The sequence below is a fragment of the Thalassospira sp. genome, assembly GCF_030690045.1.
Lineage (GTDB): Bacteria > Pseudomonadota > Alphaproteobacteria > Rhodospirillales > Thalassospiraceae > Thalassospira.
On record NZ_JAUYHK010000016.1, the window covers coordinates 428,875 to 453,491 of the forward strand.

At 55.3% G+C, this 24,617-nt stretch carries 24 protein-coding genes; 13 read left to right on the forward strand and 11 right to left on the reverse strand.

What is annotated here, in order from left to right; genetic code table 11:
• Positions 1 to 36: 36 nt before the first annotated feature.
• Together Q8O73_RS13535 and Q8O73_RS13540 are read right to left on the reverse strand one after the other, a co-directional pair.
• Positions 37 to 588: a tripartite tricarboxylate transporter TctB family protein gene (locus tag Q8O73_RS13535; RefSeq protein WP_305558693.1), complete on the reverse strand. Its 552-nt coding sequence runs from the start codon at positions 586 to 588 to the stop codon at positions 37 to 39.
• The gene (locus Q8O73_RS13540) at positions 585 to 1,529 is read right to left on the reverse strand and encodes a tripartite tricarboxylate transporter substrate binding protein (RefSeq protein WP_305558694.1); all 945 of its coding nucleotides are present in this window, start codon (positions 1,527 to 1,529) and stop codon (positions 585 to 587) included. The genes Q8O73_RS13535 and Q8O73_RS13540 overlap by 4 nt, the downstream gene beginning before the upstream one ends.
• A 236-nt stretch (positions 1,530 to 1,765) precedes the next feature.
• On the opposite strand from Q8O73_RS13540, the gene Q8O73_RS13545 reads away from it, so the two are divergent.
• The 5 genes from Q8O73_RS13545 to Q8O73_RS13565 all read left to right on the forward strand — a co-directional run bounded on the left by Q8O73_RS13545 (position 1,766) and on the right by Q8O73_RS13565 (position 7,204).
• Positions 1,766 to 2,599, forward strand: coding sequence for a sulfite exporter TauE/SafE family protein (locus Q8O73_RS13545; RefSeq protein ID WP_305558695.1), 834 nt, complete (start codon positions 1,766 to 1,768; stop codon positions 2,597 to 2,599).
• 40 nt (positions 2,600 to 2,639) lie between these two features.
• The gene (locus tag Q8O73_RS13550; RefSeq protein WP_305558696.1) at positions 2,640 to 3,311 is read left to right on the forward strand and encodes a FadR/GntR family transcriptional regulator; all 672 of its coding nucleotides are present in this window, start codon (positions 2,640 to 2,642) and stop codon (positions 3,309 to 3,311) included.
• Between the two features lie 325 nt (positions 3,312 to 3,636).
• Positions 3,637 to 5,214, forward strand: a complete 1,578-nt coding sequence (locus Q8O73_RS13555; RefSeq protein ID WP_305558697.1) for an aldehyde dehydrogenase (NADP(+)) — start codon at positions 3,637 to 3,639, stop codon at positions 5,212 to 5,214.
• Positions 5,215 to 5,373: 159 nt separating this feature from the next.
• Positions 5,374 to 6,645, forward strand: a complete 1,272-nt coding sequence (locus Q8O73_RS13560) for an outer membrane beta-barrel protein (protein WP_305558698.1) — start codon at positions 5,374 to 5,376, stop codon at positions 6,643 to 6,645.
• Between the two features lie 28 nt (positions 6,646 to 6,673).
• Positions 6,674 to 7,204 carry a polysaccharide biosynthesis/export family protein gene (locus tag Q8O73_RS13565; RefSeq protein WP_305558699.1) on the forward strand — a complete coding sequence of 177 codons (531 nt, stop codon included), beginning with the start codon at positions 6,674 to 6,676 and terminating at the stop codon, positions 7,202 to 7,204.
• Here the strand turns inward: Q8O73_RS13565 and Q8O73_RS13570 are convergent.
• The 4 genes from Q8O73_RS13570 to tcuA all read right to left on the reverse strand — a co-directional run bounded on the left by Q8O73_RS13570 (position 7,195) and on the right by tcuA (position 10,850).
• A complete protein-coding gene (locus Q8O73_RS13570) occupies positions 7,195 to 7,788 on the reverse strand; it encodes a sugar transferase (RefSeq protein ID WP_305558700.1) in 594 nt (197 codons plus the stop codon). The two genes, Q8O73_RS13565 and Q8O73_RS13570, sit on opposite strands and share 10 nt — an antisense overlap.
• A 10-nt stretch (positions 7,789 to 7,798) precedes the next feature.
• On the reverse strand, positions 7,799 to 8,251 hold the full coding sequence (locus Q8O73_RS13575; protein WP_305558701.1) for a PaaI family thioesterase: 453 nt from the start codon (positions 8,249 to 8,251) through the stop codon (positions 7,799 to 7,801).
• A gap of 72 nt (positions 8,252 to 8,323) precedes the next feature.
• The gene (tcuB, locus tag Q8O73_RS13580) at positions 8,324 to 9,466 is read right to left on the reverse strand and encodes a tricarballylate utilization 4Fe-4S protein TcuB (RefSeq protein ID WP_305558702.1); all 1,143 of its coding nucleotides are present in this window, start codon (positions 9,464 to 9,466) and stop codon (positions 8,324 to 8,326) included.
• Complete coding sequence (tcuA, locus tag Q8O73_RS13585; RefSeq protein WP_305558703.1) at positions 9,453 to 10,850, reverse strand: FAD-dependent tricarballylate dehydrogenase TcuA; 1,398 nt, start codon at positions 10,848 to 10,850, stop codon at positions 9,453 to 9,455. Before tcuA ends, tcuB begins: the two co-directional genes overlap by 14 nt.
• 142 nt (positions 10,851 to 10,992) lie before the next feature.
• Here tcuA and Q8O73_RS13590 point away from each other — a divergent pair, with 142 nt between their 5' ends.
• Positions 10,993 to 12,045, forward strand: coding sequence for an AbrB family transcriptional regulator (locus tag Q8O73_RS13590; protein WP_305558704.1), 1,053 nt, complete (start codon positions 10,993 to 10,995; stop codon positions 12,043 to 12,045).
• Between the two features lie 7 nt (positions 12,046 to 12,052).
• On the opposite strand, the gene Q8O73_RS13595 is transcribed toward Q8O73_RS13590, so the two are convergent.
• Entirely contained in the window at positions 12,053 to 12,706 is a 654-nt protein-coding gene (locus tag Q8O73_RS13595) for a GntR family transcriptional regulator (RefSeq protein ID WP_305558705.1), read from the reverse strand.
• 89 nt (positions 12,707 to 12,795) lie between these two features.
• Between Q8O73_RS13595 and Q8O73_RS13600 the strand changes: the two genes are divergently transcribed.
• Complete coding sequence (locus Q8O73_RS13600; protein WP_305558706.1) at positions 12,796 to 13,746, forward strand: D-2-hydroxyacid dehydrogenase family protein; 951 nt, start codon at positions 12,796 to 12,798, stop codon at positions 13,744 to 13,746.
• Positions 13,747 to 13,750: 4 nt separating this feature from the next.
• On the opposite strand, the gene Q8O73_RS13605 is transcribed toward Q8O73_RS13600, so the two are convergent.
• Entirely contained in the window at positions 13,751 to 15,154 is a 1,404-nt protein-coding gene (locus Q8O73_RS13605; protein WP_305558707.1) for a sensor histidine kinase, read from the reverse strand.
• On the reverse strand, positions 15,151 to 15,813 hold the full coding sequence (locus Q8O73_RS13610) for a response regulator transcription factor (RefSeq protein ID WP_305558708.1): 663 nt from the start codon (positions 15,811 to 15,813) through the stop codon (positions 15,151 to 15,153). Before Q8O73_RS13610 ends, Q8O73_RS13605 begins: the two co-directional genes overlap by 4 nt.
• Positions 15,814 to 16,083: 270 nt before the next feature.
• Between Q8O73_RS13610 and Q8O73_RS13615 the strand changes: the two genes are divergently transcribed.
• The 6 genes from Q8O73_RS13615 to Q8O73_RS13640 all read left to right on the forward strand — a co-directional run bounded on the left by Q8O73_RS13615 (position 16,084) and on the right by Q8O73_RS13640 (position 22,784).
• On the forward strand, positions 16,084 to 17,163 hold the full coding sequence (locus Q8O73_RS13615; protein WP_305558709.1) for a tripartite tricarboxylate transporter substrate binding protein: 1,080 nt from the start codon (positions 16,084 to 16,086) through the stop codon (positions 17,161 to 17,163).
• 124 nt (positions 17,164 to 17,287) lie between these two features.
• Entirely contained in the window at positions 17,288 to 19,267 is a 1,980-nt protein-coding gene (locus Q8O73_RS13620; protein WP_305558710.1) for a tripartite tricarboxylate transporter permease, read from the forward strand.
• Positions 19,268 to 19,272: 5 nt separating this feature from the next.
• Positions 19,273 to 20,388: a 4-oxalomesaconate tautomerase gene (locus Q8O73_RS13625; protein ID WP_305558711.1), complete on the forward strand. Its 1,116-nt coding sequence runs from the start codon at positions 19,273 to 19,275 to the stop codon at positions 20,386 to 20,388.
• A complete protein-coding gene (locus Q8O73_RS13630; RefSeq protein WP_305558712.1) occupies positions 20,388 to 21,443 on the forward strand; it encodes an isocitrate/isopropylmalate dehydrogenase family protein in 1,056 nt (351 codons plus the stop codon). The genes Q8O73_RS13625 and Q8O73_RS13630 overlap by 1 nt, the downstream gene beginning before the upstream one ends.
• 161 nt (positions 21,444 to 21,604) lie before the next feature.
• Positions 21,605 to 21,781 carry a hypothetical protein gene (locus tag Q8O73_RS13635; protein WP_305558713.1) on the forward strand — a complete coding sequence of 59 codons (177 nt, stop codon included), beginning with the start codon at positions 21,605 to 21,607 and terminating at the stop codon, positions 21,779 to 21,781.
• 79 nt (positions 21,782 to 21,860) lie between these two features.
• Positions 21,861 to 22,784 (forward strand): LysR family transcriptional regulator, encoded by a 924-nt coding sequence (locus Q8O73_RS13640; protein WP_305558714.1) that lies wholly within the window; start codon positions 21,861 to 21,863, stop codon positions 22,782 to 22,784.
• A gap of 12 nt (positions 22,785 to 22,796) precedes the next feature.
• On the opposite strand, the gene Q8O73_RS13645 is transcribed toward Q8O73_RS13640, so the two are convergent.
• Positions 22,797 to 23,582 carry a sirohydrochlorin chelatase gene (locus tag Q8O73_RS13645; protein ID WP_305558715.1) on the reverse strand — a complete coding sequence of 262 codons (786 nt, stop codon included), beginning with the start codon at positions 23,580 to 23,582 and terminating at the stop codon, positions 22,797 to 22,799.
• 85 nt (positions 23,583 to 23,667) lie between these two features.
• A complete protein-coding gene (locus Q8O73_RS13650; RefSeq protein ID WP_305558716.1) occupies positions 23,668 to 24,579 on the reverse strand; it encodes a LysR family transcriptional regulator in 912 nt (303 codons plus the stop codon).
• Between the last annotated feature and the right edge of the window lie 38 nt (positions 24,580 to 24,617).

Consider the following 24,617-nt stretch of genomic DNA (forward strand, 5'->3'; position numbering starts at 1 on the left):
AACTTTCTGCGTTATCCCGGCCCGTGACCGGCCATCTTATCCGGCAAACAAAATACCGCGCGGCAAAAACACGTTGAAAACACCGGCAAATAACATGTTCAGCCCAACCGAAAAAATCAGGGCCGCCACCACGGATTGAAGGATTGTGCGCCGGGAAATTCCAGCGATCATCAATTGCGACGCCAGCAAAAACACAAAACTCGTCACTGAAAATCCGACAATTGGCATCACGGCCAGATAAACCACCAAAAGCGCAAACAGCGCGATGGAAATCCGGCGGATATAAAGCCATTTGCCAAATGCCGCCCCAACCCGATGCAGACCACCCGCCCTGTGAATATCAATCACTGCTCGTACCGCAGCCGCCAGACACAGCAGCGCCAGAACAGCAAAAACCAGCTTGGGAAACGATCCCGCGCCCAAAGGTTCCCACCTTGATGTCGGCAAACTGGCCGCCCGATACGACAGATAAGCCGATCCAGTACCCAAAACGACATAGGAAATCAGCCGCGCCAGTTCAGTCCGGGCGCGAGAAGCAGCAGATACACCTGTATCCGCTGCTGCTGCCTCCGTCACATTGACGGTCATCCTTCCAGCTTGCCCACAAGTTTGGACACGCTTGCATCGAGTTTCTCAAGGTAGGTGCGATAGGCATCCTGACCGTAAAACACGGCATCGGCACCGGCATTGCCCATCAGGCGAATGACTTCCTCGCGGGCCATAACCTTTTCGATATAACCCTCAAGTGCATCAACCGTTTCCTGTGGCGTTCCGGCCGGAAGCACGACACCGCGCGTAATGATCAGTTCGGCGTCCATGCCCAGTTCCTTCAGTGTCGGAACATCGGGTGCATCGTCGGTCCGTTCAGCAGTACCAACAGCCGCATAGATCAGGTCGCCATTTTCCACGAACTGTGCAGCCGACGAAATATCCCCGATCGCAATATCTATATTGCCACCAATAAGCGCCCGGACACGTTCGCCCGTATCGGTATAGCCGACATAGGAAAATTCAAGACCCATGGCTTCTTCGATCATCGCCATATGCAAATGCGGAATCCCGGCCAGTGTCACACCGGCGCGGACCTTGCCCGGATTTGCCTTGGCATAAGTAACCAGTTCTTCAAAAGTCGAGAAATTGTCGTTTTTTGACAGCGTCAGATATTGCGGCGACGACGCCACCAGCGCGACCGGAATAAAGCTGTCCCAGTTAAGCTCGGTAATGCCGGTCTTGTTAGACACCAGCAATCCTTCATGGATCTGGGAAATAGTATAACCATCCGCTGCCCGCTTGGCGAATTCGGCCAAACCGACATTGCCCCCAACACCGGGCATATTGATCACCGGAATCGCCTGCCCGGTTTCCTCGGCAAGCCCCTGCGCCACAATCCGCATCAAGGCGTCACTGCCACCACCCGGCCCCCACGGCACAATAAATTCAATCGATTTTTCGGGATAATCCTGTGCCTGGACCGGAAGTGCTGCCGCAGCAACCACAAGACCCACAGCAACCGCCATTTTACGAAACATAAGCCAGCCTCCTGATATGTAATTCAGCATCAATTTCGAACCATTTGTTGTTTGGTTCTGAATTTTTGTTGTCATATTGTTGGCATTCTTGATGCTGCAACGCAACCTAAAAATCATGATTTCCACTAAAATCCCTAAAATTATGGCCTGTCTGTGCAAAACAATTGCGCAATCCCCGTAATCAGGGTTAGTACCAAATAATACCATAAACTCAAATTGGTTTGGATTGGTTCGATATGATTGAATTTGACGGCGCAATGAGCCTGTATCTTTTATGGGGTGGTGCGATGTTGCTTGCCGGGGTTGTTGGCGGCATCATGGCCGGGTTGCTAGGCGTGGGCGGCGGCATTGTGATTGTGCCAGTCCTCTATCACTTTCTTTCTGTCATGGGGATTGATGAAAGTCTGCGCATGCAGATCGCGGTTGCCACATCCCTGACCACGATCATCGCGACCGCCATTTCGTCGACCCGCAGTCACTATAAAAAGGGCGCGGTCGATGTCGGCCTTCTCAAACGATGGGGCCCGTCGATTATTGTCGGGGTTATTATCGGCACCGCAATTGGCGGTTTTGCTGATGGGCGGGTTCTGACGGCGGTGTTTGCCGTCGTTGCCATTGTGGTCGCCGCCAACATGGTGCTGGCGCGGGATCGCACCACAGATGTCACCAAAAATCCGTCACGTCCGGTCTGGGCCGGGCTTGGTGTCATTGCCGGAGGCCTGTCAGCAATGATGGGAATTGGCGGCGGAACAATCTGTGTCCCGATCCTCAGTTTTCTGGGTTATGATATTCGCCGCGCCGTCGGCACAGCAGCCGCCATTGGCATGCTGATCGCCCTGCCAGGCACTATTGGTTATGTCCTGACCGGCATCGGGGTCGAGGGCCGCCCGCCCTTTTCATTCGGCTATGTCAATCTTCTAGCCGCCCTGTTGCTGACGCCAATGACGGTGATTTTTGCACCGGTCGGGGCAAAAATCGCCCATACCATCCCACGCCGAACCTTGCGTGTCTGTTTCGGGTTGTTTCTTGCCATCACTTCTATACGTATGTTCAATGATCTGATTTTCTAAAGCCGGTATAGCGGCCAGAACAGCGATAAAAACAACAGCCATGAATGACATCGTGACACAGGGATTGGCCGACAGGCTCAAAAACAGCTTTGCCGCCGGGGAATACGTCGAAAACGGACAAGTCATCGCCGAACGTGCGCTTGCCGGGCATCTGAATGTCGGGCGTCGCGCCCTGCGCAAGGCACTGGATTTGCTGGAAGCCGAAGGCATGGTCTGGCGACGGCAGGGACAGGGCACCTTTGTCGGCACCCCGCCAACCCCGCGTATGCGCAAACTCGAAGGACTGGCAACCAAAACCAGTCCGTTTGAAATCATGGAAGTCCGTCAGGAAATTGAACCGGCGATGGCCCGCTTTGCCGCCCTGCGAGCCTCCCAGACCGATATCGATACCATGCGCACCATGATCGAAAATGCTGCCAATGCCAAAACACAGGGCGAATATGAAAAATGGGATTCGGCCTTTCATCAGAAACTGGCCGAAAGCGTGCGCAACACCCTGTTTCTGGCCGTGTTCGAGGCGGTCAATGCCGTACGCCGTGATACCGCATGGGCCCGCCTGCGCGAAAGCACCCATTCCACCCACCTGATCCATAATCTGAGCGAACAACATCGCGCCATCGTCAATGCCATCGAACAGCGCAATCCACAAAAAGCCGAACAGGCCATGCGCCAACATCTGGCCGAAGTCGACCAGGCCCTTAAGCAAATCTGATTGTGGTAATCGGGCTTTGACTTCCTGTAATTTTGGATACAATATTCAAAATCTGCTGTATCGTGACGAAATGGCTCCCTAGCTGTCACAAAGCAGTAGAAATCCCTCATTTTCGTATGATGACTTTACAAGTAACATGCCAATCCTTACAGTTCGGGCGAAATTTGATGTCAGGCGTTGCTTTTTCGGGGCAACCAACTATTTGTCATACAATTACGATTTACAGCGCCCGGTCGTTTACCTAAGCTGCGACCCCATCATTGCAGAATTTGCAAAACGGTTTTGACCGGCGCGGGCCGGAATACCAACCCACAGGAGAGTTTCCATGCTGAGCGGACAGCACTTGATTGCCGGTGAATGGCGCAACGGACCGGATGTTTTTCAGGCTGACAATCCTGCAACCGGCAAAAAATTGCCACAGACCTATCAAAAAGGCACCAAGGAACTGGTCGATGAGGCCGTTCAGGCCGCCCATGACTGTGCCGAAGAATTCGCATCCCTGCTGCCAGCCCGTCGCGCCGCCTTTTTGCGCACCATCGCCGATGAAATTGATGCCCGCGGCGATGCCATCACCGAAATCGGCACCCTTGAAACTGCTTTGCCCGCCGCCCGTCTTCAGGGCGAACGCGGTCGCACGGTCGGCCAGTTGCGCTTTTTCGCCGACTGGATCGAAGAAGGATCATGGCTTGAAGCCCGCATCGATAGCGCCCTGCCAGATCGTCAACCACTGCCGCGTCCCGACATCCGGGTGATGCACAAGGCGCTGGGGCCGGTTGGTGTGTTTGGTGCCTCCAACTTTCCGCTGGCCTTCTCGGTTGCCGGTGGCGATACCGCATCGGCCCTTGCTGCCGGTTGCCCTGTGGTGTTCAAAGCCCATGATGCCCATCCCGGCACCTCGGAAATCGTTGCCCGCGCCATTGCAGCGGCAATTACCAAAACTGGCATGCCTGCGGGCGTATTCAGCCTGATTCACGGTGGATCGCGTGTCATCGGCCAAACTCTTGTCACCCATCCGATGATCAAGGCTGTCGGCTTTACCGGCTCCACCGGGGGCGGGCGCGCCCTGTTTGACCTTGCGGTCAGCCGTCCGGAACCGATCCCGTTTTATGGCGAACTGGGCAGCAACAACCCGGTCTTCCTGTTGCCTGAAATCATGGCAGAAAAGGCCGCCGACATCGCGCGGGGCTGGGTCGGATCCCTGACGATGGGCGTTGGTCAGTTCTGCACCAATCCCGGCCTGCTGATCGCGCTTAAGGGTGATGCACTGGACCGGTTTGTGACCACCGCCGCCGAACTTTTGGGTGATGTTGCCGGTGCCCCGATGCTGACCGACCGGGTATCAAGCGCGTATCACCATGTCACCGATGCCATGAGCAAACATGGCAAGGTAACCTGCGCCCTGAAACGCCGCGACACCGATGGCCCGTTTGAAGGCAGTCCTGCAATTTACCGGGTTTCGGCGGCCGACTGGCTGGCCCATCCCGAACTGGCCGAAGAAATGTTTGGCCCGGCCGGGATTATCGTTGAATGCGACAGTGCCGATCAGATGGTCGCCCTGTCTGGCACCCTGATTGGCCAGTTGACCGCCACGGTTCACCTTAATGACGCCGATTCCGGCCTTGCAGCCAAATTGCGTCCTGCGCTTGAAAAATGCGCGGGCCGTATCCTGATCAATGGCTGGCCGACCGGTGTTGAAGTCTGTCACTCGATGGTACATGGCGGACCTTATCCGGCCAGCACCGATTCCCGCGCAACTTCGGTCGGGTCGCTGGCGATCAAACGCTTTATCCGTCCGGTATCCTATCAGGCCTTTCCGGATGCCCTGTTGCCGCCTGCCTTGCAGAATGCCAACCCGCTGGGCATTCCGCGTCTGGTCGATGGCAAATGGCAGATTCCGGCATAAGAGAAGCCCGACAATCTGAAAATCCCCAAAGCCCTGCGGACACAATCCGCAGGGTTTTTTTGCACTGCTCGCGAAAATGACAAATTACAATACACGCAAAGATTGACCACCCCACCTGCTTTCCCATAAAAATTTCAAGGGGCAAGATGGGGGACAGCAATGGCAGCAGACCGGCGATGGACGGGGTTGGTAATCCTGCCTTTTGTGATTTTGGGTATGGAAGCAGCAAATGCAGACGAACCGCGCCCCGGCCATGAACGATTTGTTGCCGGGCAAACTGTGCGTGACCGGCCACAACCCGCCTATGACGCCCACGGCCTGCATCCCGGATCGTTTGTGGTATTTCCATCCATCGCCCTGCGCGAAACTTGGGATTCCAATATTTATTATCAGGCCGATGCACCGCGTAGCGACCTGATCACCACTGCCAGCCCGAAAATTGATGTTCGTTCACAATGGTCGCGCCATGCCATGCATCTTGGGGCGGATGCCGAGATCAAAAAGTTCCATGACCACAGTTCCGAGAATGTCGAAAATTATGCCCTTGAGGGCGGCCTGCGGTTTGACGGGGTTGATCAATCTTCTCTGGGCATATCGACAGTTTTTATCTCTGGCCATGAAGATCGCAGCGATCCTGATAGCGGCGGTAACATCGCCCCGACCCCGTTCCGGCAAATATCACTTGAAAGCACCTTGCGCTATCAGCCTTCCGTCCTGTCGATCGATCTGTCCGCCCATGCCACCCGTTATGATTTTGACAATGGTGTTCGGAGTGATGGCAGCACCATCCATAACGATGATCGCGACCGGCTGGAAAACCGCCTTGATCTGAAAACCGGTTATACCATTACCCCGGAATATGATGCCTTTGCCCGCATCGCCGCCAACAGCCGCATTTATGACCTGCCTTTTGATGATCAGGGCATCAATCGCAGTTCAGCGGGATGGCGTGGTGAAGGCGGGATTGATCTTGATCTGGGCGGCGTGATTATGGGCGATATCGCCTTTGGCCTGATGGGTCAGAATTACGAAGACCCGCAATTCTCCGATATTTCCGGCTATGCCGCCACCGCCAATCTTTATTGGCATGTCACCCGGCTTTCGACCTTTTCCGCTCGATTTTCGCGCAACATCAACGAAACCTCGACCCGCGACGCATCTGGCTATATCAGCAGCCATCTGCGCCTTGGCATTGATCATGAATTGTTGCGCAATCTGGTGATCGGCATTTATGGCGATGCCCGTCTGGATGACTATCGCGGGATTTCCCGGCAGGACCGGGTTTTTGATACGCAACTTTCCGCCGATTACCGTCTGGATCGCCATATCGGCATCACCACCCGCCTGCGTCACACCACCCGCAATTCCGATATCGCATCGGAAAATTATAACCGTACCGCCATTGAACTTGGCCTGAAATGGTCAATCTGACATCTGACACCGCTGACAGGACAGACATATGATGTACCGGCTTTTTACCGCGATATTCGTCCTTCTGCTAATGACACCGCCAATCCTCCATGCCAGCGAAACCCCTTATGTTCTGGGACCACAGGACCGTTTGCGCATTATGGTTTTTGGCGAACCGGATTTATCGGGTGAATTTTCCCTTGATGATATCGGCCAGATTTCAATGCCCCTGATCGGGCCTGTTGCCCTTGGCGGCCTTGCAAGGCAGGATGCCGAAACCCTGATCGCCGCACGGTTTGCCCAAGGCTATCTGCGAAATCCCAGTGTCAGCATCGACATTATCGCCTATCGGCCCTTTTATATTCTGGGCGAAGTCAACAACCCAGGCGCTTATGAATTTGCCACCGGATTATCTGTCTTGAAAGCTGTAGCGATTGCCGGGGGTTTTACCTATCGCGCCAATGAAAGCCAGTTTGATCTGGTGCGTGAACAGGGCGACACCGTGACTGAATTGACCGCATCCCCCATAACACTGATCCAGCCCGGCGATATTTTGCGCATTCGCGAACGTTATTTCTGACCAAAAGGTTGCAAAACCGTCCGGATTGTTGCCACCAGAATGCGCAAATCCAGCAGGATGGATCGACGCGCCAGATAGTCAAGATCGCAGTCAATCCGCCGTGCCATGGCATTTTCATCCGTGGTCGGCCCGCGCAGACCACGAATTTGCGCCAACCCGGTCATGCCCGGCAACACTGATTGCCGTCGCGTATAATGTTCAGACACCACCAGGTACCGCACATCATCCGCTGCCATATGCGGACGCGGCCCAACCAGCGCCATCTCGCCGCGCATCACATTCCACAATTGCGGCAGTTCATCCAGACTGCTGCACCGTAAAAACCGGCCAAACCGGCTGCATTGCCCGCTGCCATCGGTTTTAAGGGTGCGGAATTTGAAAATCATAAAAGGCCTGCCATCCAAACCAGTGCGGGCCTGACGGAACAGAACCGGTCCCGATCCGCTGGCTTTAAGACCAATGGCAATCATCAACATCAGGGGTGTGGTAAGGATCAGCAAAAATGCCGCCAGACCGGGCTGGATTTTTGTCCATAGCAATATAGAGCGGGTTTGCGGTTGTCCAACTGCAAGGGTGTCTGTCATATCCGCCCCCCTAATCTGCGGGCCGGGCAATACCTTGCGGGTCCTCGCTGCCGCGATGCAGGCGGAAGGTGCCGGTAGCCGAGGCTATGATTTCACCATCCTCGTTCATCGCAGTCGCATCGGTAAAGGCAATCTTGCGACCACCGCCCTGACGCCGGGCAATACTGCGCACCACACCCGATATTGCTTGCCCCATGAAATTGGTGGTCAACGACAGGGTTAGAGACCGGCGCAAATGGCCCTGCACCGGGCAATAACAACAGGCATAGCCACTGACAGTATCGAGCAACGTGGCAATCACCCCACCATGCAGAATCCCGGACCGGTTCAGGTGCCGGGGCGCGATTATCAATTCCAGAACGGCATAATCTTCGGCCCATTCCACCAGACGATAACCCATCTCGCGTTGCAGACCGCTGCCATGCTGTTGTTCCCACGCCAGATTGTCGATCAGTGCCGTCATCTTATTCCCCGTCACAAAACATATCTTGCTGTTATTGCGAATATAGCCCGTGACGGGGAAATGACGCCATCGTCATTCGCCAGATGGCTTGGCGTTTTTCATTTCAATGGCATAACGGACAAGGGCGGCGCTGCGATAAATGCCATGCACAAACTTGCTGTAGGGCAGAACCAGAAACAGTGTCAGCACAAAGCCCAGATGGATCGCCAGCGCAATCCCCATCGCCGGAGTTTCGCGGATCACCAGCAGGATCAAGCCGGTCAAACTGACCAGAAACAGCAGGGCCAAAAACGCAACATCCATGCCCATCAGATTCTTTTCCGCTGACGCATCATCGGCCTTGAATTTCAGCCAGACCAGACCAGCCGGACCGATCAGCAACCCCATACCGCCGACCGTTCCCAGAATAACCGGGATCGAGAACCAGCCATAAGGGGCAACCCAACCAAACACATGGTCATAAATTGTCGCAACCGAGGTGGCGGCAAAGCACAACATAAAGCCATAAAACATGAAATGATGGAAAACACGGCGAATGTTGGAAAATGCCTCGTCCGGATAGGCGCAACCTTCCCCCGTCCCGCCCCCCAGATGTTTGAGGGTTGCAGCATCCTGAAACGCCTGCCACAGGGTGGACCACGACACCGATCCTTCGGTCCCTGGCCCGGCATCGCGCCAATATTTTATTGCCCCGCCGGTCAGAGCCACAATCGCATAGCCAAAGGTCAGACTGGCCAGACCAACCATCAATTCATAAGGGATCACGGCGTAAAACGCCCCCGGTCCACTATGGGCAGCAAACAGAATATCGGATGTTTGCAACAACATCGTCAGCAACAACACACCCGCAACACCCAGCGCGGTTGCCATGCAGACAATCAGACCATTGCGATGAAACAGCCGCGCCAGCGGCCCCGGCCATGCATATTGTTCGTAACTTTCCGCCCGCAATTTCTGAAAAGTTTTGGGAATGTTCAGATTAAACTCATGCGGTGGCGCATACTGGCACGAATAATAACATCCGCGGCAGTTATGGCACAGATTGGCAAGGTAATTCAGGTCTGAATCCGAAAAGGCACGACGTTGTTCCATCGCCGGAAATACGGCGCAATATCCTTCACAATACCGGCAGGCATTACAGATTTCCATGGCGCGGCGGGCATCGTCCAGAACGGCCTGACGCTGCGCGGTTTTAACAATTTCAGTGCTTTGCATTTTTTGCAGCCTCTTTTCCGGCGATACGACCAAAAACCGTGCCAATCGTCATGCCCAGTCCGGCAAGATAGCCCTGCCCCAAAATATTGCCCGCCATGATTTCACCCGAGGCGAACATGTTTTCCGATGGTTGATCATTGGCCATCACCATGCGGGCTTCGGCATCAACCTTGACGCCCAGATAGGTAAAGGTGATGCCCGGACGCAGCGGATAGGCGTAAAATGGGCCATCTTCGATCTTGCGCGCCCAGTGGGTTTTGGGCGGCGTCAAACCGTCGGTAGCGCAATTATCAAGGATGCTGTTATCGAATGTGCCCGGTTGGACTGCTGCGTTATAATCCGCAACAGTTTTTTCAAGGGCAGCAACATCAAGACCCAGTTTTTCTGCCAGACCGGCAATGCTATCGGATTCAATCGCCGGAAAGACCGATGGCATGAACAGTTTGATACATTTGGCATCAATGATCGCATAGGCGATCTGATCAGGCTGGGCGGCAACAAGGCGGCCCCAGATCGCATAGCGTTTGGGCCAGAAATCTTCGCCTTCGTCATAAAAGCGCTGTGCATCACGATCAACCACAATGCTGAACGGCACGCAATCCAGGCGGGTGACAATCCCGCCATCAAATTGCGGGGCGCGGGCGTCAATCGCTACGGCATGGCACTGTTTCGGGTCACCAACGCTGGTTACCCCGTTATCAAGCAACACCCGTAACATGCGGCCCTTGTTATAGGACGTACCGCGAATGATGAAATTATCTGCTGCCGGGCCCCACGATTCTTTCAACCAGTCCAGATTGGCCTGAAATCCGCCCGATGCACAAACCAGATTACGCGCCGTCACGGTATAGGGGAAACCTTTACTGATCACATCCGCACTTTGGAAAACGCCATCCCGGATTTTCAGGTTGCGGACTTCGGTATCATATAAAATATCAATGCCTAGGCGTTCGGCGGTCGCAAAATAACCATTGACCAAGGCCTTGCCACCACCGAGGAAAAACGCATTGGTCCGACCCAGATTAAGGGTTCCTCCCAACGACGGTTGAAATCGCACGCCGCGCTCAACCATCCAGGGGGTAACTTCCGCCGACGCCCGGATTGTCATGCGCGCCAGACTTTCAGTGGTGACCCCCTTGGTCACACGCATCAGATCGTCCCAATATTCGTCTTCGTGATAGGCATCGGTCAGAACATCCGTCGGTTCATCATGCATACAGCGCAAATTTCGGGTGTGACGGCTGTTGCCACCGCGAAAATGCCGCGGCGCATGTTCCAGCAACAATACCGAGCATCCCTGTTCACGGGCGGTAATTGCGGCACACAGGGCGGCATTGCCCCCACCAATCACCAGAGCATCATAGTTTTTTGTCAGATCGACCATCTCTGCTGCTTTCGCTGTTTTCAGGCCGGCAAGATTTTTCTAAGGTCTCGCCTATCGGTTTTTCATATTGTATACTTCTGCATTCAATCTTGGTCAACATGTCTCATCCACCCCTCCTGCCTGCTTGCCCCAAGGATTTCCAATGCCCGCTTCCTGGATCAAAGCCCCCAAATCCCTGTTTCTGCTGACCGGGTCATTGGCCCTTGGCATTGTCGGCGGATTGACGGCGGAATATCTCGCCATTCCCTTGCCGTGGTTGCTGGGTCCGCTGATATGTTGTGCGATTGCCAGCACTCTCGGTATGCCGGTGCGCGAGGCCAAAAAGACCGCCGCCGGGTTTCGCACTTTTCTGGGTGTGGCGATTGGTGTGTCCTTTACCCCGGCGCTATTTGACCGCATCGGGGAAATGGCCATCAGTCTCAGCCTACTGCCACTTTATGTCGCGGCACTTGGCCTGATCGGTTATCCGTTTTTCCGTAAAGTCTGTGGTTTTGACAAACCCACCGCCTATTTTTCGGCAATGCCGGGTGGTCTGCCCGACATGCTGGCCTTCGGGGCCGAGGCACGGGCCGATCTGCGTATGCTGTCGCTGGTTCATGCAACGCGGGTGATGCTGGTGGTGATCGTCCTCCCCTTTGTGATCGGGTCGGTTTTTGACATCGATTTTGGTGACAGTTCTGCGATTGGCAGCCACTGGAACAATATTTCCCCAATCGAAATGGTGTTGATTGTCTTTTGCGCCTTTGGCGGCTGGTTTACCGCCCAAAAACTGGGCATAACCGGGGCCAGTATTGTCGGACCAATGATTTTTGCCGCCATTGCCAGCATCGCCGGTTTCCTGCATGAACGCCCCCCGGTCGAAGTCATCATCATCGCCCAGCTTCTGATCGGGATTTCGGTCGGCAGCAAATATGCCGGGGTATCACGCCACATTTTGCTGCACGGCATGGCGGCGGCAGGCGGATACAGCATCCTGATCATGATCACCGGCGCAAGTTTTGCTGCCCTTGCCGCATGGATCGGCGATGTCGGCTTTCTGGATGCGATTCTGGCTTATACGCCCGGCGGGCAGGCGGAAATGACCATTCTGGCGATTTTTGCCGGGGCCGATGCCGCCTTTGTCGCCCTGCATCACATCATCCGGGTATTTCTGGTGGTGATGGGGGCGCCGATCATGCACCGGCATCTGAAATAATCCGGAATTACTCCGGCAATTCCGCCTGAAGACGGATACGGGCATGATAGGCATTATTGATATGCTTGCGGGCGGCAACATCGGCAGCATCAGGATCGCGCCGAGCAATGGCATCGACAATCGCGGCATGTTCAGCCATCGCCTGTTCACCCCGACTGGGAATCGCCAGCGTCGTTCCTGCCAGCAACACCAGTGACACCCGCATATTATCCAGCATATCGTCAAGAAAACGGTTGCGTGCCGATAAATGGATTTGCCGGTGAAACAACTTGTTGCGCCGCATCAGTTCGGCAGGATGATCGATATAGTCCTGATCAGCCGCCACCATTTCTTTCAAAACCTTGATTTCAACATCCGTGGCATGCAGGGCGGCCAGACGTGCGGCGGTGCCTTCCATCACCTCGCGGACAAAATACAATTCGCCGATTTCACGATAATCCAGTTTGGTGACGACCGCACCATGATGGGGCTCATGCGACACCAACCCCTGTTGTTCGAGCCGCTTCAACGCTTCGCGGACCGGAGTACGGCTGATGCCGAACCGGTCGGCAATTTCCGTTTCGCGCAACCGGCTTCCGGGGGCAAGATCACCATGATCAATGGCATCGAGCAACATGTCATACGCATTGGAGCCGCTTGGTTTTTCGCGCTGGATCGTCATTGGGTCTGTCCTGCCTCGTAAAACCGCCCTTGACGGACGGCGTATCCTGTCATTCAATTGAATACTGAAGTATACAATAGGATGGTGCCATGAAGATTGCAATTCTTGACGATTACCAGAATCTGGCACGCAGTGCCACTGACTGGTCCGCACTTGATGCACAGTGCGGCATAACCGTCTTTCACGATACCCTTGATGATCCTGTCGCCCTTGCGACCCGACTGGCACCATTTGACATTTTGTGCGTCATGCGGGAACGTACCCCTATTCCGGCATCCTTGCAGGCACAACTCCCCAATTTGAAACTGATCGTCACCACCGGCAAACGCAATGACGCGATTGATGTCGCCGCCGCACAGGCACGCGGCATCACGGTATGTGGCACCGAATCCCCTTCTACCGCTACACCCGAACTGACATTCGCCCTGATGTTGGCGCTCGCACGCGGCATTGTGCCGGAAAACAAATCTGTCCGCGAAGGTGGATGGCAGGTTGGGCTGGGCCACGATCTGGCCGGATCGACTTTGGGTATTATCGGCCTTGGCCGTCTGGGGGAAAAGGTTGCCACCATCGCGCAAGCTTTTGGCATGAATATCATCGCCTGGAGCGAAAACCTGACGTCGGAGCGGTGTGCCAAACTGGGTGTTACCCTTGCCAGCAAGCAGGATTTACTACGTCAGTCCGATTTCATCACCATCCATCAACGCCTGTCGGATCGCACGACCGGCCTGATCGGGGCGGACGAGCTCAACCTGATGAAACCCACCGCATTTTTAATCAATACGTCCCGCGGGCCGATTGTTGACTGGCAGGCATTGCTGGTCGCCGTAGAAAAGGGCCAAATCGCCGGGGCCGGAATTGATGTTTATGACACCGAACCCCTGCCGCATGACCACCCCTTGCGCGGGTCGAACAAATTGCTGCTGACGCCGCATCTGGGCTATGTCACACGCGGCACATGGAATGTGTTTTATGGTCAAACTGTCGATGCCATTACCGCATGGCTGGCGGGCAAACCCATTCGGGTGATTCCGGCCTGATCGTTCAAAACGGGAAAACCACCGATATTTTCAAACCGCGCCCTCTGGTCCCGTCATCTAGGATCAGATCGGCGCGGTGCGCATCGGCCACTTCGCGCACAATCGACAATCCCAAACCGCAACCGTGATTATTGCTGCCATCCAGCCGCACAAACCGGTCCAGCACCCGCTGCCTGTCGGCAAGCGGAATCCCCGGTCCGTCATCCTCAATCTCCAAAACCGGGCCGATTGCCGATGCCGGACCGATCACCCGAACCGTCACGCTTGATCCTTCCGAGCAATAGGCAAGGGCATTTTCAATCAGATTAACCAGCATTTCGCGCAACAAGACCTCGCTGGCATTATCCACGTGACATGACATGGCATTGCTGTGGTCTTCAAACCCGAGATCAATGCCGTGGCGCAGGGCAGGACTTACCCAGTCACCGGTTACCCTGGCTGCAAAATCCACCAGATCAACCCGGCTTGCCGATGTTGCCTTGCGGCCTTCCGGCGATACCCGAGCCAGATTCAAAAGCTGTGTGGCAAGGCGGGCGGTTTGCCGGGTTTCGATCAATATCCGGTCCAGCGCATCGCGATCTGCCTCGTTACTGGCGTGGCGGCGCGCCCATTCCGCCTCGGCCTGAACGGTTGCAAGTGGTGTGCGTAATTGATGCGAAGCATCGGCAATGAAACGCTGATTGGCCGAAATGCTACGCTCCAACCGCTCCAACAAACCATTCAAGGCGAACACCACCTCGGAAACTTCGCGTGGCATCACATGACGAATCGGTCGCAAATCATCGGTCGAACGCCGTCGGATCGCCTGTTGCAACTGTTGCAGCGGCGCAAGGCCTCGCGTTACCCCGATCCAGGCAAACAACCCACCCAATATCATTAACACAACAAAATCCGTGGCCGATCCCAGCAATTCATCGCGCACCAGCCGGTCACGTTCCCGTCGCGTCTGGGTCACATCAATCGTCACCCAACCCTGCAATCCGGACCCCGACACCAAATATTTCATCGTCACCACCCGGACATCTTCACCCAGATAGACCGTATTGTAAAATTGCGGGACACCGGGTTGGATCGGGGTATCAACAGACAGTTCCGGCAAGGCATAATGCCCGGTCACAAACGCGCCATTCGGACCATTAACCCGGTAGTAGGTATCCTCGCGGGTAAATTGCGACAGCAACAATTCAATATCGCGTGACAACATGTCACCGCTGGAATTGATCACATGTTCGGAAATCGTTACCGCCAGCGCGACCAGCAAGCGATCCTGCACCCGATCGGCAACTTCCTTGACACCCAAATAGTTTTTGGTCAGCAATCCTGCCGCCAGAACAAGCCCCGGCACCAGAAGCCACAATAACAGCCGGAATCGCAAGGACGGGACATGTAGGGTGTTTTGCCTGCTCATTCGTCGATCATATAGCCAAGGCCGCGCACCGTGCGGACACTGACCCCCGAGACCGTCAGCTTTTTGCGCAGGCGACTGATATAAAGCTCAATCGATTTCACGCTGGCTTCATCGTCGAAACCAAACAGATGCAGGGCAATCCGCTCCTTGCTGATCACCTTGCCCATATTGCGCACCAGAATTTCAAACACCGCCCGTTCACGGGGCGTCAGCAGTATAATATCTCCCCGGAAAGATACCGTGCGATGCACCGTATCAAACACCAGATCACCCACCGCCAAAAACGGATTGCGCGGACCACTGTGTCGCCGCAACAACGCCCGCGCCCGTGCTTCAAGCTCCGACAATTCAAACGGTTTGACCATATAATCATCGGCACCGGCATCAAGGCCGGTCACCCGGTCATCCAGATCGCCACGCGCCGTCAGGACCAACACCGGCACATCAAGCTGCCGGGCACGGATATTTTGCAAAACTTCGATCCCGTCCATCCCTGGCAGGGACAGATCGAGAATCACCAGATCAAAGGATTCCTGTAAAACCAGTGCAAGCGCATCCGCGCCGTCATGCACCAGATCCACGGCATGATCGGTTTGTCGCAATGCCGCGGCAACCTTGTCGGCCAACGGCAGATTATCTTCTACAATCAGAATACGCATCAGTCCTGAATACCATGCAATATACCGCCGCATACAAAATTTTAAAGCCGACAGCAAATTGACAGCTTTTAGAGATATGGTGCCGACAAGACATACCGGAACGGTCACAAGACCGGGCAATAAAATCAACAATCCGGGCGTCTGGCAGGGAGGAATGCCATGGGAGACAACTGGTCTGCTATTGACCACAAGATATCAGGCACTCCTTCCAGTCACATTCAACATTCGATCAGGAGGGATCGCCCAATGTCATGGGGAAGAATCGCAAATATGTCTTTTAAGGCAGGTTGTGCAGCCGCTACCGTTGCCTTTGGCCTGTCAGCAACCACAATAACTGCACAGGCCGCTGATTTCAGCGGCGAACGTATCGAACTGATCATCCCGTTTAGCGAAGGGGGTGGAACCGATACATGGGGTCGTTTCTGGGCACCATATTTCACCACCTTTTTGCCGGGCAACCCAACGGTTGTCGTCCGCAATATTCCGGGTGGCGGGTCAACCACCGGCGCCAACCAGTTTGAAGCCCGCGCCCAACCGGACGGTCTGACCGCAATCGGCACCTCCGGCTCCACCCAGTTCCCATACTTGCTTCAAGACAAGCGCGTTAATTTTGAAATGCGGGACTGGCGGGTTGTTCTGGCATCGCCAACCGGGGGTGTTGTCTATGTCAATGCCGATCTTGGTGTTGAATCGGCTGAAAACATGGGCAATCTCAGTGATGTGAAGCTGGTCTATGGCAGCCAGGGCGCAACTTCGCTTGATCTGGTGCCATTGCTGGCCTTTGAATTGCTGGGATGGGATGTCGATGCTGTCTTTGGCATGCAGGGACGCGGTGCCGGTCGCCTTGCCTTTGAACGCGGCGAAGTCAATATCGATTACCAGACCTCGTCGGCCTATATCAATAACGTGACCCCGCTGGTTACAATTGGTACTGCCGTGCCACTGTTTTCATGGGGTGCCATGGATGATGACGGCAATATCATCCGCGATCCGTCATTCCCTGATCTGCCCAGCTTCCCCGAAGCCTACGAAATGATGAAGGGTGAAAAACCGTCCGGCCCGGCATGGGAAGCCTACAAAGCCTTCTTTATTGCCGGTTTCCCGGCACAAAAGCTGGTCTTCCTGCCCAAAGGCACACCTGACGATATTGTTGAGGCCTTCCGCACCGCTGCACAGACGGCAACCGAAGATGCTTCCTTCATTGAAGACCGTCAGGCCGCCCTTGGCGAATACAAGCAGATCGTCGGCGACCCGGCCGAACGCATCTTTCGTCAGGCCGTCAGTGTCCCCGATGATGCCCGCGTCTGGGTTCAGAACTGGCTGACCGAAAAATATTCGGTTCAATTCTGAACCTTTGATTTTCTAACTCTCTGTCTCCCTGTCGGGGCGGGTTTATCCCGCCCCTCTTTTCCCCGGCGGTATCATGCTGTGTTCCGGGAACGGGGAAGACATGCCCTTTTGACGGAGCCCATCCATGATTGATGCCATGCTCTCTGCTCTGTCGCATTTTGCGCAGATTGAACATATTCTTTTTCTGGCCGTCGGGGTCGGCATGGGCCTGATCATTGGCATTCTGCCGGGTCTGGGCGGGATTGTCGGCCTGTCGCTGTTGCTGCCTTTCATTTACGGTATGGATCAGATTTCTGCCCTTGCCATGCTAATCGGTCTGGTTGCCGTCATCCCAACATCTGACACCTTTACTTCTGTCCTGATGGGGATTCCGGGTTCCAGCGCGTCACAGGCAACCGTTCTGGATGGCTTTCCGCTGGCCAAAAAAGGCGAAGGGGCCCGTGCGCTGGGCGCTGCTTTTTCCGCATCCCTTTTGGGCGGGCTTCTGGGGGCGGCCATTCTGACCGGATTTGTCGTCATCGCCCGTCCGTTGATCCTTGCCTTTGGATCGGCAGAACTATTCATGCTGGCCGTCCTTGGCCTGTCAATGGTCGGGGTTCTGGCAGGAAAAAGCCTGCCCAAGGGTATTATTGCCGCTGGTCTTGGCCTGTTGTTGGGCGGGCTGGGTGCTGCTCCCGCCACCGGCGAGTTGCGCATGAGTTTTGATTCCGTCTATCTGATGGATGGCCTGCCGCTGGTGATTATCGGCCTTGGCATGTTTGCCTTCCCTGAAATTATTGATTTGTGCCGTCAAAATCGCACGATCTCCGAAACCGGAGGCCTTGGGTCAGGCTGGATGGCCGGGGTGCGGGACATGATCCGCCATAAATGGCTGTGTTTCAGATGTGCCAGTCTGGGCGCACTGGTTGGTGCCATTCCCGGTCTGGGCGGCAGCGTCGTCGATTGGATCGCCTATGGCCATGTCGTTCAGACGGCCAAGGATAAAAGCCAGTTTGGCAAAGGCGACATTCGCGGCGTTCTGGCCCCGGAAAGTGCCAATAACGCCAAGGAAGGCGGTGGCCTGATCCCGACCCTTTTGTTTGGCATTCCCGGTTCAGGCGGTATGGCGGTGTTTCTGGGTGGCATGGTGTTGCTGGGTATCGAAGCCGGCCCGTCGATGGTTGGTCGCAATCTTGACATTACCTACACCATTGTCTGGTCGCTGGCGATTGCCAACGTATTGGGTGCAGGGGCGGCTCTTTTGCTGTCCCCCGCCGTTGCGCGCCTGACCACCATCCCGTATGGCTATCTTGCGCCCTTCATGATCATTGTCATCAGCTTTGCCGCTTTTCAGGCGACACGCAGCCTCAGCGACCTTGTCGCCTTGCTGGCGGTGGGTGTGCTGGGTGTGCTGATGAAACGGTTTGGCTGGCCACGTCCAGCTTTTCTGATCGGTTTTGTTCTGGCAGCCAATACCGAAACCTATCTTTATCAGGCACTGCAATTCTATGACTGGGGTTTTCTGGCCCGCCCTGGTGTTCTGATCATTCTGGCCCTGACCGTCATTTCGGTTCTGATGGGTATGCGCCGTCAGCCGGAAAACCCGGTTGAAACCGAAGAACTCAGTCATTCGCACGCAATTAAAAAAACCCCACAAATCCTGTTTGTCGGCCTGATCTTCGTAATCTTTGCCATCGGTCTGTGGGATGCCAGCCAGCACACTTTTCTGGGCAGTGTCTTCACCGGATCGATTTCGGTGGTGATGCTACTGGTGACCGCCCTTGTGTTGTGGAAACTGGTGCGTGGCAGCCCCGATGACGCCGCCAATTACGATCATGAATTTGATCTGGCCCATCAGGATCACAAGCCGGTTGCCGGGCTTTGGCATTTCGTCATCTGGATTGCCGGTATGGTCGCTGCCACCGCCCTGTTTGGCTTCATTATTGCTGCCACCGGATTTTTCATCACCTTCCTGCGTCTCAAGGCCGGGGCGACATGGCGTAAAACCTTCTTTCTTACCGTTCTGGCGATTACCGGCATGTGCACGCTGGCATGGTCGCTTGTTCTCAATTTTCCGGGTGGCCTGTTGCAAGACATGGTTGACCTGCCCTGGCCATTAGGATGACACCAATGACCGAAAAACATATTGCAAACGACCAGACGGCCGTTCCCTGTGTCATGATGCGCGGCGGTACCTCCAAGGGCCCGATTTTTCTTGCCAGTCATCTGCCAACTGATATCGCCCGGCGGGACCGTTTCCTGCTTGCCGCAATGGGATCACCGGACCGCCGCCAGATTGACGGTATTGGCGGGGCCGATACCCTGACCAGCAAAGCCTGCATTGTATCGCCTTCCGCGCGGCAGGATATCGATGTCGATTTCCTGTTCGCGCAGGTCTCGGTGGACCGGGCCGAGGTCGATACAAATCCCAATTGTGGCAACATGACTGCTGCCGTCGCCCCTTATGCGATTGAGGCGGGTCTGGTTACCGTCACAGGCGATGAAACATTGGTGCGCATCCACAATATTAATGTTGGTGCCCGCATTGATGTGGTGGTGCAAACCCCCGGCGGACGTGTCACCTATAACGGGGATACGGCCATTGACGGCGTACCAGGCACCGCGGCCCCGATGATTTTGCGATTCCGCGATATTATGGGCAGCAAAACCGGACGATTATTGCCGACCGGTAATGCTACCGACATTATTGATGGCATCGCAGTCACCTGCATCGATGTCGCCGTGCCGATGGTCATGTTCCGCGCCCGTGATCTGGGCATCACCGGCCATGAAACCAAGGCCGAACTGGATGCCAACACCGCCCTTCTGGCCCGCATGGAAGCAATCCGCCAACAAGCATCGCACCGGATGGGTCTTGGCGATTGCACCGGAAAAGTAGTACCAAAAATGGCGATCCTGTCCGACGCAAAATCGGGCGGTCATATCACATCACGCTATTTTGTGCCGCATAACTGTCACGCCAATCATGCGGTTACCGGCGCAATCTGTGTCGCCAGTTGTGCGGTACTGGCAGGCAGCATCACCGATGGCCTGTCAAACCTTTTACCGCTGCCACGCCAATGGATCACCATTGAACATCCCGGCGGCAGTATTGATGTTGAATTGACGATTGAGGGCAGCGGCCCCAACCTGTCGGTCATTTCCGGCGGTGTCGTTCGCACCGCCCGCCGCCTGTTCGAAGGCCGGATTCTGGTCCCGGAAACCATTCTGGAAGGAACAAACTGATGGATGTGCTGCTTCTGCCCGGTGATGGTATCGGCCCCGAAATCACCGCCGTTACCCGACAGGTTCTGGAACGCCTGAACACCCGATATGATCTGGGGCTTGAATTTCATTACGATGATGTCGGTTTCAAATCACTGGAAAAACACGGCACAACCATTACCCCGACCCTGATCGAGCGTGCACGCAACACCGGTCTGACCATTCTTGGCCCGGTCGATACCGCCGCCTATCCGCCAGCCGAACAGGGTGGCATCAATCCTTCTGCCGCCCTGCGCAAGGGGCTTGATCTTTATGCCAATATCCGGCCGTCCTGTGCTTTTCCGGGCATCCCTGCCCTGACGCCCAAAATGGATCTGGTGATTGTCCGAGAAAATACCGAAGGATTTTACGCTGACCGCACGATGTTTGCCGGATCGGGCGAAATGATGCCAACCGAAGATGTTGCCCTGGCGATCCGTAAAGTCACGCGTAAGGGATCGTACCGGATTGCGGCTGCCGCCGCCAAAATTGCCGCTTCACGCCGCAAACATCTGACCATCGTCCACAAGGCCAATGTCCTGAAGCTCAGCGATGGTCTGTTTCTGGCCGAGGCCGAAAAGGCCGCCCATGACCATGGTGACCTTGAAATCCGCGAGGAACATGTCGATGCCGCCGCATCGCTTCTGGTCCGTTGCCCCGAAGATTTCGATGTGATTGTCACAACCAACATGTTTGGCGATATCCTGTCCAATCAGGCCGCCGAACTGGCAGGCGGGCTGGGTCTTTCAGGGTCGCTCAATGCCGGGGATGATCACGCCATCGCCCAGGCATCACACGGATCAGCCCCCGATATCGCCGGGCAGGATCGCGCCAACCCGGTATCGCTTTTACTCTCAAGTGCGCTGTTGCTGGAATGGCGCGGAAACCGATCAGGGAACCCTGACCTGATCACCGCATCCACCCGACTGAATGAAGTCATAAAAATGCTTCTGACCCATCCGGAAACCCGTACCAAAGACCTTGGCGGACAACTTGGCACCGCTGCATTTGGACATGAATTGTGCGCCGCAATATAAAATAATTATTTTACTTCAATGCATTAAGCCTATCATTCTCGAATCAAGAACGGGGGAGACGTGAAACGGTGATAGTGGGCAACGGTCAGTTTTGATAGGTTTGATTTCAAGAGATCAAACCACGGTCCCCTGTTTCGGACCGACCTGTCAGGAGATGACAAATGTCCACTGTTGCTTTGAAAAATGTTCCCATCGCGCACCACAAACCGCAAATTGGTTGGTTTGAGAATTTCATCAACGCGCTGCGCGTTGCAATGATCATGCAGAACACCAAGGCCGTCACCCATGCCGAACTGATGGATGACTGGCGCAAAGCATGGCAGGAAGTCGAAGGCTGATCTGACGATATCACCACGTTTCGCCATGTCGTTTGACGCATGACTTGACGCGAAAGCCGTTACAACCGAAAACGGTTTCATGCAAAAATTTGATATCGTCACCATCCGGCTTTTTGTCGCCATTGTCCACGCAGGCAGCATCAACGAAGCTGCCCGGCGTGAACATATCGCCACCTCGGCCGTCAGCCGCCGGATTGTTGAACTTGAAGCCATGCTGGGTGTCAAATTGTTGCGGCGTTTGCCGCGCGGTGTTGAACCCACGCCCGAAGGCACGATTTTTGCCCGCTATGGCGAAAAATTGCTGGGCGACTTGCGCCATTTGTCCAATGAATTGCGCGATTTCAACTATGGCGAACGGGGCGAGATTTTCCTCGCCACTGTCACATCGGGCATCCTGACCGGCCTGCCCGGCCTTCTGGCAGATTTCCGCCGCGATTATCCGGGCATCACCATTGATTTGCGCGAATTGACATCACGGGAATCTGTTGATGCAATCCGTGAAGGCCGATGCGACTTGGCAATCATTGCCGATAACGTCCCACGTGCCGATCTGGCGCATCATGTATTTTGCGATGATCCGATCTGGGTTGTCACCCCCAAAAACCATCCCCTGATCCCCGATCCTGCCAATCCGCAACCGGTCAGTTTCGCCGAGGCCGTCAAATACGAACTGATTTCCATCCATGAAGGCGGGGTGATTGACGACCTGATCAGCGAAGCCGCAGGCAAACTGCATCACGACATCCACCCCCAGATCAAGGTCATGCGGTTTGGCTCGTTGCGGCAAATGATTGCCGCCGGTCTGGGCATCGGATTTTTACGCCGCAGCAGTGTCGAAGGTTATATCGGGCACATGAATATTTCCGCCGCCCCGCTGACCGATGACTGGTCGAAACGGCAGTTGCTGATCGCACACGAAGCCGGGAATGTCCTGCCCAGTGCGGCCCGCACCTTCCGCGATTATCTGCTCAAACGCATTTCTGACAGTAAACCCACTCTGTAAGGCTAACCGCGTCTATCCCATGTGCGACAGGATCGGAGCATGAATGTGCGGGCTTGTCTTGCGCCGCAAGGCCAGATCGTCTATCGCTTGGGCCTGTTTTACGATCAGGCCCGGCAGTTCGGCCCATGTGCCAACCGGTTTCATCACCTGAACCGCCTCATCGTCGTGGGCCGCAATCATTTCAGGTACGTCATCGCGCGCATGAACACCGCCCCCGGCAAGCATCGGCAGGAAAACCGCCTGTTTGCGCCGGCTCATCGTCCGCCAATGTGTCAGAGATGGCTGACCTTCGATATTGGTAATCTGCACATCGATCTCCGGTATCATTGATCCCAGTGCTTTTGCCAGAACAACGGTTTCCGGCAATGGTTCGGTCAGGGTTTTCAGGCCATGTGGCACCAGAAATACCGTACTGTCACCGGCCAGCCAGCCTTGCCGATTCAGCACGGCCCTGATTTGCCCGACCATCATAACCTTGAAACCCTCAAGCCCGATCACCGGCGGCAAAACACCGGCATCTTCCAGCCCCGCCTCATGCAAGCGCTGCGGCAATTCGGTCTGCACCAGATATCCTGTGCTGAAAAACAGCGGCATCACCACCAACCGGTGGGCCAGACCGGTTTCGCACAAACCTTCCAGAACCGGGGCCAGCCCCGGCGTGCTGCGCATATAGCCAAAATGCACGGGACCGTTCCATGAGGACCGCACACAATCCGCCAGCCACCGCGCCGGCTCACCTCCGGCAACGCTGGTACCATGTGCGACCATCAATAATGTTGGGTCAAGGGGACCAAACATCGGAAACCTGCCTTTGCATTCACCATACATATTTATCTGGTTTGCTGTACGGATACTGCAAGGCAGCGGATCACTTCATCGGTGACTAGCCGACCAGATCCCACTGCGGCTGTCCGCCAAACCGTTCATAGAGAAAATCCACCAACAACCTGATGCGCGCCGAAAGCTGGCGGCTGGTCGGATATAGCAGATACAACATCAATTCCGGCATGGCGTAATCCTGCAAGATCGTCACCAGCCGCCCGGTTTGCAAATCCGGACCGGCAATAAAGGTCGGCAGAGGGGTAATACCCAGCCCGGCCACCGCCGCATCACATAAAACTTCGGCATTATTGCAGCAAAATACCCCGTCCACCTGAACCGAAACCCAGCCATCCGGTCCCTTTAGCTTCCATGTCGATCCAGCGGGCAAATTGCCATAATGCAGACAGGGCAGACGGGCGAGATCTTTGGCATCTGTCGGTGCGCCCACCCGTTTGAGAAAATCGGGCGATGCACAAATCACCCGGCGTATCGGAATGATTTCATGATCAATCAGGGCCAGGGTTTCGGTCGGTTGACTGATGCGGACCGTCATGTCAAAGCCATCGGCCACCGGGTCGATAAACCGGTCCGATAATGCCAGCTCCACCCGGATTGCCGGATAACGTCGGGCAAATTCAACCAAAGCCGGACCCAGATGCAGGGTGCCAAATGACATTGGCGCATTGATGCGAATATCCCCCGATGGCGTATCGCGGTTTTCACCAATGGCTTCTTCGGCTTCACGCAAATCCGCCAGAATGGATTTGGCCCGGTCGTAAAAAGCACGGCCGCTGGGGGTGGCCGCCACCTGCCGGGTGGTGCGATTAAGCAATTGCACGCCCAAATCTTCTTCCAGTGCGATCACCGCCCGGTTGACCTGGGATCGCGATTGCCCGATATCGCGTGCGGCGGCAGCAAAACTGCCAGCCTCGACCACCCGGATAAAAGCCTGCAATCCCGCCAGTTTGTCCATTTTACGTCCACCTACCTTGCCATTATTGTCGCGTTATA

What these genes read in the sequence shown, in the direction of transcription:
- Q8O73_RS13535 (WP_305558693.1), bottom strand. Translation starts at nt 588, where the DNA reads ATGACCGTCAATGTGACGGAGGCAGCAGCAGCGGATACAGGTGTATCT.
- Q8O73_RS13540 (WP_305558694.1), bottom strand. Translation starts at nt 1,529, where the DNA reads ATGTTTCGTAAAATGGCGGTTGCTGTGGGTCTTGTGGTTGCTGCGGCA.
- Q8O73_RS13545 (WP_305558695.1), top strand. Translation starts at nt 1,766, where the DNA reads ATGATTGAATTTGACGGCGCAATGAGCCTGTATCTTTTATGGGGTGGT.
- Q8O73_RS13550 (WP_305558696.1), top strand. Translation starts at nt 2,640, where the DNA reads ATGAATGACATCGTGACACAGGGATTGGCCGACAGGCTCAAAAACAGC.
- Q8O73_RS13555 (WP_305558697.1), top strand. Translation starts at nt 3,637, where the DNA reads ATGCTGAGCGGACAGCACTTGATTGCCGGTGAATGGCGCAACGGACCG.
- Q8O73_RS13560 (WP_305558698.1), top strand. Translation starts at nt 5,374, where the DNA reads ATGGCAGCAGACCGGCGATGGACGGGGTTGGTAATCCTGCCTTTTGTG.
- Q8O73_RS13565 (WP_305558699.1), top strand. Translation starts at nt 6,674, where the DNA reads ATGATGTACCGGCTTTTTACCGCGATATTCGTCCTTCTGCTAATGACA.
- Q8O73_RS13570 (WP_305558700.1), bottom strand. Translation starts at nt 7,788, where the DNA reads ATGACAGACACCCTTGCAGTTGGACAACCGCAAACCCGCTCTATATTG.
- Q8O73_RS13575 (WP_305558701.1), bottom strand. Translation starts at nt 8,251, where the DNA reads ATGACGGCACTGATCGACAATCTGGCGTGGGAACAACAGCATGGCAGC.
- tcuB (WP_305558702.1), bottom strand. Translation starts at nt 9,466, where the DNA reads ATGCAAAGCACTGAAATTGTTAAAACCGCGCAGCGTCAGGCCGTTCTG.
- tcuA (WP_305558703.1), bottom strand. Translation starts at nt 10,850, where the DNA reads ATGGTCGATCTGACAAAAAACTATGATGCTCTGGTGATTGGTGGGGGC.
- Q8O73_RS13590 (WP_305558704.1), top strand. Translation starts at nt 10,993, where the DNA reads ATGCCCGCTTCCTGGATCAAAGCCCCCAAATCCCTGTTTCTGCTGACC.
- Q8O73_RS13595 (WP_305558705.1), bottom strand. Translation starts at nt 12,706, where the DNA reads ATGACGATCCAGCGCGAAAAACCAAGCGGCTCCAATGCGTATGACATG.
- Q8O73_RS13600 (WP_305558706.1), top strand. Translation starts at nt 12,796, where the DNA reads ATGAAGATTGCAATTCTTGACGATTACCAGAATCTGGCACGCAGTGCC.
- Q8O73_RS13605 (WP_305558707.1), bottom strand. Translation starts at nt 15,154, where the DNA reads ATGAGCAGGCAAAACACCCTACATGTCCCGTCCTTGCGATTCCGGCTG.
- Q8O73_RS13610 (WP_305558708.1), bottom strand. Translation starts at nt 15,813, where the DNA reads ATGCGTATTCTGATTGTAGAAGATAATCTGCCGTTGGCCGACAAGGTT.
- Q8O73_RS13615 (WP_305558709.1), top strand. Translation starts at nt 16,084, where the DNA reads ATGTCTTTTAAGGCAGGTTGTGCAGCCGCTACCGTTGCCTTTGGCCTG.
- Q8O73_RS13620 (WP_305558710.1), top strand. Translation starts at nt 17,288, where the DNA reads ATGATTGATGCCATGCTCTCTGCTCTGTCGCATTTTGCGCAGATTGAA.
- Q8O73_RS13625 (WP_305558711.1), top strand. Translation starts at nt 19,273, where the DNA reads ATGACCGAAAAACATATTGCAAACGACCAGACGGCCGTTCCCTGTGTC.
- Q8O73_RS13630 (WP_305558712.1), top strand. Translation starts at nt 20,388, where the DNA reads ATGGATGTGCTGCTTCTGCCCGGTGATGGTATCGGCCCCGAAATCACC.
- Q8O73_RS13635 (WP_305558713.1), top strand. Translation starts at nt 21,605, where the DNA reads ATGTCCACTGTTGCTTTGAAAAATGTTCCCATCGCGCACCACAAACCG.
- Q8O73_RS13640 (WP_305558714.1), top strand. Translation starts at nt 21,861, where the DNA reads ATGCAAAAATTTGATATCGTCACCATCCGGCTTTTTGTCGCCATTGTC.
- Q8O73_RS13645 (WP_305558715.1), bottom strand. Translation starts at nt 23,582, where the DNA reads ATGTTTGGTCCCCTTGACCCAACATTATTGATGGTCGCACATGGTACC.
- Q8O73_RS13650 (WP_305558716.1), bottom strand. Translation starts at nt 24,579, where the DNA reads ATGGACAAACTGGCGGGATTGCAGGCTTTTATCCGGGTGGTCGAGGCT.